The sequence below is a fragment of the Petrocella sp. FN5 genome (assembly GCF_029210395.1).
In the GTDB taxonomy this organism is placed as follows: Bacteria; Bacillota; Clostridia; order Lachnospirales; family Vallitaleaceae; genus Petrocella.
Map to the genome: position 1 here is coordinate 1 of NZ_JARGDP010000004.1, position 14,554 is coordinate 14,554.

The 14,554-nt window shown below is 36.6% G+C and carries 10 protein-coding genes; 3 read left to right on the plus strand and 7 right to left on the minus strand.

The genetic code is table 11. The features are described 5' to 3' along the window. The first annotated feature begins 108 nt into the window (after positions 1-108). Both P0N36_RS01975 and P0N36_RS01980 read left to right on the plus strand, forming a co-directional pair. Positions 109-555, plus strand: a complete 447-nt coding sequence (locus P0N36_RS01975) for a nucleoside-diphosphate kinase (RefSeq protein WP_275841106.1) — start codon at positions 109-111, stop codon at positions 553-555. A 138-nt stretch (positions 556-693) separates the two neighbouring features. Beyond that, entirely contained in the window at positions 694-3,180 is a 2,487-nt protein-coding gene (locus tag P0N36_RS01980; protein ID WP_275841107.1) for an FAD-dependent oxidoreductase, read from the plus strand. Positions 3,181-3,341: 161 nt separating this feature from the next. Here the strand turns inward: P0N36_RS01980 and glgB are convergent, their stop codons facing one another. Further along, positions 3,342-5,528: a 1,4-alpha-glucan branching protein GlgB gene (gene glgB / locus P0N36_RS01985; RefSeq protein WP_275841110.1), complete on the minus strand. Its 2,187-nt coding sequence runs from the start codon at positions 5,526-5,528 to the stop codon at positions 3,342-3,344. 297 nt (positions 5,529-5,825) lie between these two features. On the opposite strand from glgB, the gene P0N36_RS01990 reads away from it, so the two are divergent. Next, positions 5,826-6,998: an MFS transporter gene (locus tag P0N36_RS01990; protein WP_275841111.1), complete on the plus strand. Its 1,173-nt coding sequence runs from the start codon at positions 5,826-5,828 to the stop codon at positions 6,996-6,998. 38 nt (positions 6,999-7,036) lie between these two features. Here the strand turns inward: P0N36_RS01990 and argC are convergent, their stop codons facing one another. The 6 genes from argC to serC form a co-directional block, all read right to left on the minus strand. Beyond that, entirely contained in the window at positions 7,037-7,990 is a 954-nt protein-coding gene (gene argC / locus P0N36_RS01995; protein WP_275841113.1) for an N-acetyl-gamma-glutamyl-phosphate reductase, read from the minus strand. A 191-nt stretch (positions 7,991-8,181) separates the two neighbouring features. Next, on the minus strand, positions 8,182-9,201 hold the full coding sequence (gene hflC, locus P0N36_RS02000; RefSeq protein ID WP_275841114.1) for a protease modulator HflC: 1,020 nt from the start codon (positions 9,199-9,201) through the stop codon (positions 8,182-8,184). Between the two features lies 1 nt (position 9,202). Next, complete coding sequence (gene hflK, locus P0N36_RS02005; RefSeq protein WP_275841116.1) at positions 9,203-10,138, minus strand: FtsH protease activity modulator HflK; 936 nt, start codon at positions 10,136-10,138, stop codon at positions 9,203-9,205. 402 nt (positions 10,139-10,540) lie between these two features. Then, positions 10,541-11,785: a DUF1015 domain-containing protein gene (locus tag P0N36_RS02010; protein WP_275841117.1), complete on the minus strand. Its 1,245-nt coding sequence runs from the start codon at positions 11,783-11,785 to the stop codon at positions 10,541-10,543. Between the two features lie 102 nt (positions 11,786-11,887). Continuing rightward, a complete protein-coding gene (locus P0N36_RS02015; RefSeq protein ID WP_275841119.1) occupies positions 11,888-13,051 on the minus strand; it encodes a phosphoglycerate dehydrogenase in 1,164 nt (387 codons plus the stop codon). Positions 13,052-13,068: 17 nt separating this feature from the next. Further along, positions 13,069-14,151 (minus strand): 3-phosphoserine/phosphohydroxythreonine transaminase, encoded by a 1,083-nt coding sequence (serC, locus tag P0N36_RS02020; protein ID WP_275841120.1) that lies wholly within the window; start codon positions 14,149-14,151, stop codon positions 13,069-13,071. Between the last annotated feature and the right edge of the window lie 403 nt (positions 14,152-14,554).

Genomic DNA, 14,554 nt, shown 5'->3' on the forward strand with positions numbered 1-14,554 from the left:
TCTCAAATAAAAACCATTTAAGTTTTACGATAACCATCTTTGAATTCATACCTAAAAGTGTTACAATTAAAAAAACACATACTATGTCAAGGATTAGGAGGCAGCAAGATGAGTTCAAAAACATTTATCATTCTAAAACCGGATGCTCTTGAGAGAGGTCTCGTCGATCAAATTACCGGTCGCTTTTTGAAAGCCGGCTTTCAAATCGAGCACATTCATTATCGTGTTGTCGATTACAGATTAATTAAAGAACATTATAAAGAAGTCATCTTAAGAGAAGGTGAAGGATTTAAGGATTGGTTAAAGACTGCCTTTGTTGGCAAACCAACTATACCTATGATTTTAGGCCATGATTCTGATGATGGCATCACCATTGCAAGAGAACTTATTGGTCATTATCGTCCTGATCGTGCTAAACCCGGTACAATAAGACACGATTATGGTATCCCAGTGTTAGACCCTTCTCTACCCAGTATGAATTTGGTTCATGCCAGTGATAGTCAAGATGCCTATAATAAAGAAAAAAACTTATGGTTTAAAGCCACTTTATATTAATGAATACTTCATGGTAAATAAATAGCAATATAACTTGACAAGATATTCTGCTTGTAATATTATATTATTATAATATATGATTTAAATGATTTATGCTTATTAGTTAAACATTTGTCAATCAAAGAAAAGAGGTCACTTATGAATAAAAAAGTTCTAATTGTTGGCGGTGTTGCAGGCGGTGCAACAACTGCTGCGCGTCTTAGACGCTTGGATGAAAATGTACAAATTATCATTTTTGAAAGAGGCGCCTATATCTCCTATGCCAATTGTGGTTTACCCTACTATATCGGCGGTACCATTAAAGATAGAGATGATCTCATGGTTCAAACCCCTGAGGCTATGCAAACACGGTTTAAAATTGACATCCGAACAGAAAACGAAGTCATCGCTATTGATCCCGTAAGAAAAACCGTGACCGTTTTGGATATCAAAACGTCAACAAAGTATGAAGAATCTTATGATGAGCTCGTTCTTTCCACCGGTTCCACCCCTATTAAGCCGCCTATTCCCGGCATTAAGAGCAACAATATCTTTTCATTGTGGAACATACCAGACACCGATAGAATCAAATCTTATGTAACTGAACATGATATTAAGAAAGCAACGGTCATAGGCGGTGGCTTCATCGGTATAGAAATGGTTGAAAACCTTCATGATCTAGGTATTGAAGTTACACTTGTCGAAATGGCTGACCAAGTTATGGCGCCACTGGACTTTGAGCTGGCTCAATTGGTTCATAGCCATTTATCTTCTATGGGTGTTCATCTATACTTAAAAAATGGTGTTAAAGACTTCCATTATGATAAAGGCATCACAACTATTTCCTTACAAGATGGTACCCAGATAGAAGCCGACATGGTCATTCTAAGTATTGGCATCTCACCAAATAGTGAACTTGCCAAAGCCGCTGGTTTAGAAGTCAATTCAAGAGGTGGTATTGTTGTCGATCAACATCTTCGTACTTCTCAGCCATCAATATATGCTTTAGGTGACGTTATTGAAGTGGATGATTATGTTACCCATGGCAAGACCATGATTCCTTTGGCCGGACCTGCTAATAAACAAGGTCGTATTGTTGCGGATAACATATGTGGTCGTGACGCCATTTATGAAGGTAGTCAAGGTACCAGTGTGGCTAAAATATTCGACTTAACTGTAGCGACAACAGGCATTAATGAAAAGTCACTCATAGGTGCCGGCAAAAAATACGGACATGATTATTTGATGACCATCATACAACCTAAGTCACATGCCGGTTATTATCCCGGTAGTTTCCCTATGACCCTCAAGGTTATTTTTGATTTGGACGGCAAAATACTAGGTGCACAAAATGTTGGGGTTGATGGTATAGAAAAACGCATCGATGTCATAGCCAGTGTTATGCGTTTTGGTGCTACCGTCTATGACTTACAAAGGCTAGAACTTGCTTATGCACCACCTTACTCATCTGCAAAAGATCCCGTTAATATGATTGGGTATGCAGCAGAGAACATACTCAACAAAGACCAGGATGTTTTCTTGTGGAGAGATATAGATAAACTTGACCTGAATCAAAATATCTTATTAGATGTTCGTGAAACTATTGAAGTTGACCTTGGTACCATTGATGGTGCTCTACATATTCCAATCAATGATCTTCGGGATCAAATGCATATGCTTTCAAAAGATAAAACCATCGTCGTATATTGTGCTGTTGGCTTACGTGGTTACATCGCTTCCAGAATTCTTCAACAAGCCGGTTACAAAGTTAAAAACTTAATCGGTGGTTATAATCTATACAAGTATTTTGGTAAAGACTACACCAATCCTAACTGTATCATTGACTTTAAAGATCAACCCTTAAATGATGATGGTGCACCTGAAAAAAATATCAATACAACCGTGACCAGCTCAAAATTAAGTGACGCAATACCATTGGATGCATGTGGTCTTCAGTGCCCCGGTCCTATCATGAAACTGAATCAATCAATCACCGAACTCACCGATGGGGATATACTTAAGGTTACCGCTACCGATCCGGGATTTATCGTTGATGTAAAGGCTTGGTGCAAAAAAACAGGTAACACTTTTATAAAATCCGATAAAGAAGATAAAATCTATGTCGCATATGTGGCAAAGGGTGGCACAAAATCAAATAAATCAGGGTCATCTGGTGGAAACGGCAGTACTATGGTTATCTTCAGTGGCGATCTTGATAAAGCCTTAGCCTCTATGATCATCGCCAATGGTGCCGCAGCAATGGGTAAAGATGTTACATTGTTCTTCACCTTCTGGGGCTTAAATATTCTCAGAAAACACGACAAGGTTCCGGTCAAAAAATCACTTATTGATAATATGTTTGGCAAAATGATGCCAAGGGGTACGCATAAATTAAAGCTAAGTAAAATGAACATGGGTGGACTTGGGACTTCTCTTATGCACCATGTTATGTCCTCAAAAAATGTAAATACAATGGATGAACTAATCGCTTCTGCAATGTCTTCCGGCGTTAAGTTTGTGGCTTGTACTATGTCCATGGACATCATGGGCATCAAAGCAGAAGAATTAATTGATGGTGTTGAGTATGGTGGTGTTGCCGCTTACCTTGGAGCTACAGAAGAATCCAACCACAATTTGTTTATTTAGTAAAATATGGTTAACCTTAAGTATCTATACTATTTTCATATTTCTGACTGATCATAGAAAATTGTATTATCCTCTTCAGTCTGTTTTAATAACACAATTCCAAGTCGAAGATTATTTAGTGCTAGAAAAATGCTCCCATATTTAAATAGGAGCATTTTTGTTTATCCCTTATATTTGATTACTGACATGCCAAGTGGCGGTACTTTGATGCTTAGAGTCTGATCTCGTTCATCATATCGTTCATCAAAGCTGGTTAACATACCTGTGTTGGTAATACCACTTCCACCATACTTAAAGTCATCCGAATTGAAAATCTCTTCATAATAACCTTTATATGGCACCCCAATCTTATGTAGTGTTCTTGGCACCGGCGTAAAGTTCACTACCGCAATGAGGGTCTCATCGATTTGATCACTTTTTCTTACTAGCGAAATTATGCTTGCGGCATAATCCATACAATTAATCCATTCAAAACCTTCGCTGGTAAAATCATCGAACCACAATGCTCTCTCCTCTAAATACAGACGGTTTAAGTCTTTCACATACTGTTGCATTTGCTGATGTTTTTCAAATCCTAACAAATGCCAATCTAGACTCTTGTTTTCACTCCATTCATCAAACTGAGCAAACTCACAGCCCATAAACATCAGTTTTTTACCGGGATGCACGTACATGTATCCATAGGCAGCTCTTAGATTAGCAAATTTTTGCCAATAATCACCGGGCATCTTATTAATCATGGAGCCTTTTCCATGAACAACTTCATCATGTGAAAGTACCAATGCAAAATTTTCAGTAAAAGCATACACCATACTAAATGTTAAATCATTATGATGGTATTGTCTATGAATTGGATCAAATGATAAGTACCGTAAGAAATCATTCATCCAACCCATGTTCCATTTTAGACCAAAACCAAGACCTCCATAATTTGTTGGTCTTGACACGCCTGGCCATGAAGTGGATTCCTCTGCTATCATAAGCAAATCCGGATGGTCTTTATAAAGTATGGAATTGAGATGCTTGAAAAAGTCAATTGCGTCATAATTTTCTCTACCGCCATGGGGATTAGGAATCCATTCACCATAATCCTTTCCATAATCAAGGTATAGCATGGAAGCGACGGCATCTACCCTTAATCCGTCAATATGATATTCATTAATCCAATAAAATGCATTGGCAATTAAAAAGTTATTAACTTCATTTCGGCCATAGTTGAAAATCATAGTCCCCCAGTGTGGATGCTCACCTTTTCTGGGGTCTTCATGCTCATATAAAGCCGTTCCGTCGAAATCCACTAAACCATGAGCATCTTTAGGGAAATGTGCCGGTACCCAATCTAATATGACACCAATATCATTCTGATGACATCGATCCACAAAGTACATAAAGTCCTTGGGTGTTCCAAATCTGGAGGTGGGCGCGAAATAACCCGTTACCTGATATCCCCATGAACCATCGAATGGATGCTCTGCTATCGGCATTAATTCAATATGCGTATAACCCATTTCTTTTACATAACCAATTAAGTCTTCTGCTATATCTCTGTAATTCATATAGCCTGGCTCGCCTTCTGACTTTTTCCATGATCCAAGATGCACCTCATAAATCGCGATGGGCTGATTTAGGACATCCTTAGACATCATTCGCTCTTTGTATTCACCATCCTGCCATTCATAACCTTCTAAGTTTGTCACCACGGATGCAGTATTAGGACGAAACTCAGCATAGTTCGCATAAGGGTCTGATTTCTCCAGTATATAATTTTCCTGTGTTTTTATTTCAAATTTATACTTCTCATTTTCCAACAAACCGGGAATGAATATTTCATATATACCCGAATTATTTACATTTCTAAGTGGGTATACACGACCATCCCAACCACAAAAATCTCCAATAACACTTACCCTTTTAGCATTAGGTGCCCATACAGCAAAATGTACACCTGAGATGCCATTGATGGTCATAAGATGTGCGCCTAATTTTTTGTATATCTCATAATGGGTTCCATTACCAAATAAGTACATATCTAATTCTTGAATTACAGGTTCGAAAGCATAAGCATCGTAGGTTTCCCATTCATATCCTGAGCCTTCAACTATTTTTAACTTATAGTCGATCGGTTGATCCCCTACAACCGCTGTGAATATTCCGGTATCTTTGATATTTGTCATTTTTATTTGTTGATGATGGGTTAAATCAAGAACCTCCATTTTAAATGCGGATGGTTTATAAGCATTAATGTAATAAATACCATCTTGCTGATGCATTCCCAAAAAATGATGGGGGTCTCTATGTTCTGTTCCCAGTATTTCCGACATTTCTATCTCATTTATATATTTCTCCATATTGAACACCCTTTTCCTTTATTTGTCTTTTATCAAGCGGTATCATCTTCCCTATACGAATTACAACTCTAGTAACAGTTTATCACTATACCCTAGTATTGACAAGGCATACACCATAGTTTTACATAATAATTTATGCGGTTAACCTATCTCTTACCTTTGATGCAGATTTTCTTGTTTCGATGTCACTTTTACTAAAAATACACTTGCAACTTAGTCTTAGTAGTTATATGATGTATGTTGTCTGAATGCATTTTGAAAAATAGCATATCCTATAGTGCAAAGAAAGGATTGATCATGCATACTCATAGAATTCAAATCAATTTCACCATTATCCAATTTTTATTGTGGTTTTCCTGGGGAACTTTTGGTCTTTTTTATATTGCTTACCTTGAAGATTTGGGATACAGTAGTAAACTTATTGCACTCACCATTATACTATCTACGATTTTTGGTGTTTTGGGCCAATATGTACTTGGATACATCAGTGATAAAACTTCAAAAATTAAGTATGTATTTTTAGGAGCCTTATTCATGTTAATTCTTTTTGTCATTGGTTTTGGGTTTGCTGCAAAGCATTTGTTCCCAATGATTATGGTGATGTCCCTCATCGGCTTTGTTTGGTTGCCCCTTGAATCCCTTCTTGACAGTTGGATTCTATCTACCAAAGGACTGGATTCAAGCCTATATGGATTTATGCGCGCAGGGGCTTCCTTCGGATTTGCTATTATGACCTTATTCTTTGGTGGCTTTGTTATAAAATATGGCTATGATATTATCGTTTATGCTTATGTCATTACAGCCGGTTTTCTTTGGGTTATGGCCTTTTTCACTAAGACGGACACCATCAAAGAACCGCATACAAAAGAAAAAATATATGTAAAGTCTTTACTTAAAAATAAAGCTTATATGGCCATTTTAGTCTACAGTATGTTGTTGTTTATCACCCATATGGGTGTTAACAATTTCTATATCTATATCTTTAAGAATATTGGCGGTAACGCCTCACATATTGGTATTTCTGCTGCATTTGCTGCTTTTACAGAAATTATTGGATTTATCTATGCTCGTAAAATTATTTCTAAGATTGCACCTCTAAAAATCTTTTTTATTGTTGGCTTTATTACTTTTTTAAGGGTGTATTTACTCACCATTGCTATCACACCCACCCAAGCCATACTGACAGCTATTTTACAAGGAATTGGATTTAGTCTGTTTTTGGCGTCCTTCAAACTCTATGTGGTTAAGATTACACCAACCCGACTTTTAGCAAGTGCTCAGACCATTGCTGCCGGTGTTACTTTTGGTCTTTCTTCTATTGTCGCTAGTCTTTTAGGTGGTTTTTTAATTGACGATTATGGAATAGAGCGCTTCTATGACATTATGAACTTAATTGCATTTATTGCTCTTGTTTACATTGGTTTGCTCTTAATGAATGATTTCAAAAAAAGAAAAAGTCTAACTCCGTAGACTCTTCCAAATAGTAAATATTTTATTAAAGTGTAAGGCTATATTAAATGCGTCCATTCATCAAGACCCAGCATAATGTTCATATTCTGCAGGGCAGCACCTGAGGCACCTTTGCCTAAGTTATCCAGTCTCGACATAAGGACCATGGTCCCCTTCTCCTCGTTACTAAACACAAACAAGTCACAATAGTTTGTGTCATTAGAACCGGTCACATCAAAACCACCCTCAAATAAATTATCTTTCAAATCATAAGGGTTAACCCTAACAAAATAGGCGTCTTTATAGTAGTCAGCTAAGAATTGTTGAATCTCTCTTCCTGTTTTTTTTATTTTCATTAAAGACATTTTTATTGGAATGGTTGCTACCAGACCTTTATAAAAGTTGCCTACAATTGGATTAAATAAAGGTTCTTCACTCAAACCGGTCTGGATTTTCATTTCAGGAAGGTGTTTGTGATCTAGACCAAGTCTATAATGTCTAGGCCCTCTGAGATAGGGATTGAATTCACTAGAATCCTCGTACTTTGATATAAGTTCTTTTCCACCCCCACTATAACCCGTCAGTGTGTGCAATGAAATGGGGTAATCGTTTCCCAAAATTCCAGCTTTGACCAAAGGATATATTGCCAATGCAAATGCTGATGCATGGCATCCGGGATTGGCTACCCTTGATGATGACATGATTCTATTCCTATGGTCCTTAGACAACTCCGGAATACCATATGCCCAATCTTTATGGATTCTATGAGCTGTACTTGCATCAATGACTTTCGTATTTGGATTATCAATCAAAGCAACGGATTCTTTAGCCGCTTGGTCCGGTAAGCAAAGAAAAACAATATCCGCTGCATTGAGGAACTTCTTTTTTTCATTCAAGTTCTTTTTTTGATGTTCATCAATTTTGAGTATCTCTATTTGATCGTAATGACTCAGTCTTTCATGAATAAGAAGACCGGTTGTACCTGTTAAACCATCTACAAATATTTTTTTCATTATATTTCCTTTCAATCTTTTTGTATATTATACTTTATTTGTTTATAATTATACATCTTAAGTTGCCAAAGAACAACCTTATTCTATAATTTCTCATATGTTTTTGATTCGTTGGACTTACTCTGCTCATATTTCTGAACGGTCCTTGTAGAAAATAAAAAAGAGACTCAAATGATGAGCCTCTAAATTATTTATTGTCCGCCTGAAAAGTACTCCAGATAACTGTTGTTGCGATCTAAGTAAATAACCGTGTCCGCATCTATGACCCTTTCATAGGATCGTAACGTTCTCCAAAATTCATAGAACTCAGGATCTTTACTAAACCCACTGGCGTAGATTTCTAAGGCTTCTGAATCTGCTAAACCTTTAATGGTTTCTGTTTCCTGAATGGCACCAGCATTGATCTCGGCAACATTTCTATCTGTATCTGCCACTGTGTTCTGATAGAACTCAAGCCCTTCTGAACGAATTTGCTGTGCAATCGCCGCTCTTTCTTGTACCATCTTTTCATATGTGGATGCTATGTTTGACGGTGGTAGTATTGTTCTATAGACATCAATATCGATAAGCATAATACCTTGGTTCGCCAAGTTCACATTCAGTTCCTGTCTTGCCGATTCAAGTATGTCATATAAAGCATCTTTATTGGCAAGGAAGTCTAAGCTATTAAGTCGGTTAATACGGTCAATGACCACCGCATAAGTGATTTCATCTATTTTTGAATTGGCTCTTGTTACCGTACCTAGTGATGTTCTAAATATACCCGGATGGGTTATACGCCACTGAGCATACATATTTATGTCATATTTGATCTTATCTTGGGTGTTGATGTTGGCCGTGTTAGAAAAATAAGTCAAAAGCTTACTTGTATTTTTTTCTACTGTTGTTATAAAAGGAATCTTAAATTTCAGACCTTTTTGATTGTCGATTATTACGTCTTTAAACCTGGGGTCTAAATCATTTTGTAGCTGTGCCTCTATATTGGTCTCATCTACAACTATACGTGTTATTTCTCCAAGTTGTCTAACGGTTGCCACTTCATCTTCTCTTACAATGTAAAAGGAATTGCTTAAGAAAATAATGGCTAGAATAACAACAACACCTAAGATGCCATAACGCATATTTTTTTTCATTTCTTTTTTGGCACGTTCCATATTTTTATCAAATTCTGCTTTCGCATTAAATTGAGGTTCGTTTTGATTAGGATCCATATTATTCGCCTCCTCTCACATCTAAAGGTAAGAACTTAAGTACATTATCGTTATCTAGATCAATCACAAATTTCTGATCTACTGAAGAAAGCACTTTTTCCATGGTTTCTATATATAGTCTTGTTCTGGTGATGTCTTTTGCTACAGCATAACGCTCATAAACCTGATTAAAGTTTTCAACATCACCCCGTGCTTGAGCCACTTTTTCAGCCTTATAAGCTTCAGCACCTTGAATCATCTGATAAGCATCAGCTCTTGCTTTTGGTAACATTTCATTAGAATAACGGGTCGCCTGGCTTCGTAGTGCATCTTTTTCATTACTCGCTATATTGACATCATCATAGGCAAATTGAACATCTTTTGGCAATAGAACATCTGTCAAACGAACTTCTGTAATGGTGATACCTACATTATAACTGTTGATCTTCCGAGCTAGGTCCGGCATGATCTCCTGTGCAATACTGTCCTTGTTAATAAGCGCCTCATCCAATAGTTGGTTCTGAATGTTACTTCTTAAAACACTCTCAAAAGCCAATCTAACGGTGCCTTCTACATCATCAACCTCATAAATATAGGCTGCCGGATCTGTGATTCTGTATTGAATAACCGCGCCAAGATCAATTAAATAAGAACCGCTGGTCAAAACAATAGCCTCATTTTCAACATTTCTATAAGTGGCTGCGTCTGTGGTCGTTGGTGCTGTTTCTGATCGGTAACCGTATTGAAGAGAGTTAATCTCATTGGTGTTGACGATATACAGATTGTCGATTAAAGGCACCTTAAAATTAAGACCCGCCTTCGTTTCAACACGATGAAGTTTACCCAGTCTCTCAACCACCGCTGCTTCTGCATTATCCAGCATATAAACACTACTTACTAGAACCATAACAACAATGACCACTGCTATAATAGCTAGTATGATTTTACTCGATTTCATATAATCCTCCTTTTATAATTTCTTACTTTCTCTTGTGGTTATACTGATTTTTCATGAAAAGCTTCATTCTTTATCAGTACAGATATAGTATATCACACTTACATCATAAGGTAAATATAATTTACTTATATCTTATATCATAAGAAAATTCTTCACTCAGAAAATACTTTCTCATTATCTTACTAACTATAACATAAATAGTGGTTTCTTTTATTAAAATACAATAAAAAAAAGAAACCTTTTTATAGTTCTTTTATAAAAGGTTCCTTGATGATTAAATAATAAGTGATCATGTCAAAACTATAGGGTTGAACTATTACTTAAAACATATAGTTATGAATGTATCAAAGTAAACAATATGTCTTATGCTTTTTAGAGAAACTTAGTTTGACACTTTAACCATTATTCTAATAAATGTATAAACAATCCACTTCTAAGTTTTGGCTCAAACCAGGTCGATTTGGGCGGCATTAACTGATCGGCATCTGCTATTGCCATTAATTCTTCTATACTTGTGGGATACATTGCAAAACCAATTTTCATATCCGATTTGGTCCTTCGTGCAAGCTCTTCTAGACCTCTTATGCCACCAACAAAGTCAATACGCTGATCGATACGTGGATCTCCTATACCTAGTACCTTAGAAAGAAGGTTTAACTGTAGTATCGATACATCTAGGCTTAATACTGGGTCCTCATGGTTGTAGCTGTTCTCTTTGGCTTTTAGTAGATACCATATATCATCTAAAGTCATGGCAAACATAGCCTTTTCCCTTGGCCTAATAGGCTCTTTACTGGTTTCAACAATCTCAAACTGCTTCTTTATTGCTTCAAAAAATTCAGATTCCGTTAAGCCATTAAGGTCTTTCACCACTCGATTATAATCCATTATACATAGTTGTTCATCTGGAAATGATACAGACAAGAAATAATTAAAGGCTTCATCCCCTGTATAGCCCGGATTGGCTTCTCTTCGCATTTGAGCGACTTTCACAGCCGATGCAGCTCGATGATGCCCATCTGCTATGTAGAGCGTCTCAATAGCCTCAAACGCTTCCCTAAGGGACGTTATTGTTAGATCATCATCTACAGACCACACTCTATGTACAATGCCATCTTCTGCCACGAAATCGTATATTGGTTTGTTGTGAGTTTTCCATGCTTCAACCAATGCATTAACCGCATCATTCGATTTATAAGTCAGAAAAATCGGACCTGTGTTTGCATTACAATAATCCACATGATGGATTCGATCCGCTTCCTTATCTGCTCTGGTCTTCTCATGCTTCTTAATTTTATTATCCAGATACTCATCAACGGATGTACAACTAACAATACCAATTTGGCTACGACCATTCATAACCAGTTCATACAAATATAAGGTGTTTTTATCGTCTTGAACAAAAGTTCCGTCTTCAATCCATGCATACAAAACATCGTGGGCTTTCTTATAGATTTGCTCACTATGACTATCTACGGATTCATCAAAAAAGGTTTCTGCACGATCAATTGCCAAAAAAGAACGAGGATTTTTTTCTACAATTGCTCTGGCTTCTTTTGAATTATAGACATCGTATGGCAAAGCCGCTACTTCTTTAACGAGGTCTATGGCAGGTCTAACCGCCATAAATGGTTTAATGATTGACATGTTCTGCCTCCTTTTCTTTCCTTGCTTATTCTAGAAAGGGCCAGATCATTTCTAATCTAGCCCTTTATGATTTATGGTATACAGTTTTGACGCTTTAACCATTTATTTAATTATTCTAACTTTTACAACACCGTCAATCTTCCCTAGGGCTGTGACGATTTCTTTTGTAGCTTCATTTTCAATATCCAGCATGGTATATGCCCAATCTCCACGACTCTTATTGATCATATCTGCAATATTAATATTATGGTCAGCTAGTATACTTGTGATTTGACTAACCATATTGGGGATATTCTTATGGTTAACAGCAATCCTGCTGGCAACCGGGCAAACACCCATATCGCAATCTGGATAATTCACTGAATTGATGATGTTTCCATTTTCAAGGTATTCCATAACCTGACTAACAGCCATAATAGCGCAATTGGTTTCTGATTCCGGCGTTGAAGCTCCAAGATGTGGTATTGCAATAACATTTTTCATTTTGATACTATGCGCATTGGGAAAATCGGTAACATAATTGCTAACTTTACCGCTTTCTAAGGCTTTTGACATAGCATCATCATCTACCAATTCTGCTCTTGAGAAATTAAGAATCTTAACACCATTTTCCATTAAGGCAATGCTATCCTCATTAATCATACCTTTTGTTGCCTCTACAAGTGGTACATGAACAGATATATAATCTGATTTCGAGTAGATTTCTTCAATTGTTTTAACTGTAGAAACACTTCTAGATAACTTTAAAGCATGTCCAACGGATAAGAAAGGATCATATCCAATGACTTTCATACCCAAACCACTTGCCGCATTGGCTGTTAAAACACCAATTGCACCCAGTCCGATAATACCTAAAGTTTTTCCTTTTATCTCCGGTCCTGCAAAATTAGATTTACCGGCTTCTACTAATTTAGGAATCTCATCGCCTTCGTCTACCAATGTCTTGGCCCACTCTATGGCACCCACAATATTTCTTGATGCTAATAATAGACCGGCCACTACCAATTCTTTTACGCCATTTGCATTAGCACCTGGCGTATTAAATACGACAATCCCTTTTTCAGCACATTTATCAACTGGTACATTGTTGGTTCCGGCACCGGCTCTAGCAATAGCTTGTAGCTTCGTATCCAGTGGGTAATCATGCATCTTAAAGCTTCTCAAAACAATTGCATCTACATCGCCTTCTTCAACAATTTGGTATTCACTTGTAAAAATATCTAATCCTTCTTGATCTATTTTATTTAAAGTCTTAATATTATACATCTAATCCTCCTATGAACCTATTTGTATGTTGCTTCAAATTCTTTCATGAAATCCACGAGAGCTTGTACTCCTACAACAGGCATAGCGTTATAAATACTAGCACGCATTCCACCTACACTTCTGTGACCCTTTAGATTAACAAAGCCATTTTTCTCTGCTTCCTTAATAAAAATTGCATCCAATTCCTTTGAAGGTGTCAGAAATGGTATGTTCATGAGTGAACGATCTTCTTTAACAACTGTTCCTTTGAAAAAGTCGCTGCTATCTAATAAATTATAGATCATTGATGCCTTAAGGTTGTTTATTTTTTCTATGGCCTCTATACCACCTAACTTTATAAGCCATTTGAATACCAGTCCAGCCATATAAATACTATATGTAGGTGGTGTGTTATACATTGAACCATTCTCAGCATGCACACTGTATTGAAGCATAGATGGTACTGAAGCTTCCGCTTTTCCAATTAGATCTTCCCGTATAATGACGACGGTTACACCTGCAGGTCCCATATTCTTTTGAGCACCTGCATAAATAAGGCCAAACTTACTAACATCTATTACTTCTGATAATATATTGGAGGACATGTCTGCTACCAATGGCACATCACCTGTGTCCGGCAGATTCTTAAATACTGTTCCATAGATGGTGTTGTTGGTTGTAATGTGAAAGTAATCAGCATCCTTAGTAAAAGTACTTGGATCCAGTTTAGGAATATAGTTGAAAGTTGCTTCTTCTGATGAGGCCAACACATTAACTTGACCGAATTTTTTCGCTTCTGAAATGGCCTTTTTCGACCATGCGCCTGTATTAACAAAGTCTGCTTTTTTTGAGTTGACCATGAGATTTAGTGGCACCATGGCAAATTGAGTGGATGCGCCACCTTGAAGAAACAACACTTTATAATTATCTGGAATATTCATGAGTTGACGCAAAGAGGCTTCTGCTTCACTTACAATATTTTCATATACGGACGATCTATGGCTCATTTCCATTACGGACATGCCTGAATCCTCATAGTTCAACATTTCTGATGCGGCTTGTTCTAAAACTTCTTCTGGTAATACGGATGGACCTGCTGAAAAATTATATAGTCTTTCCACGTTTCTCACTCCTATTTCTAAAAATCTACATTAAATTAAGTTACGATAATAATTTAACATATTCACAGCTTCATTTCACCGTGTTAAATCATTAAATATATAATATAACAAGATATATTTTTAGTCAACTAAAAAAATCGATGCATCTACATCGTGTGTCTTTGAATCGTGGACATAAGTAGTTGTCTTGCTTACATTAATCGTTAATATGTTGTCATATTAAGTGTTTTCATTTAATATATCACTGGATTTTATATAAAAATACATTTGCTTTAAATCTCATGTTATCATTGTCCAGTATAGAACGTCACCATTCTTTTTCAACAAATGCCTCTTTAACCATTCATTTTTTTAGAAATATGTTATAATTTTCTTAAGGTGTCAATATTTAGTTTTATGAAAT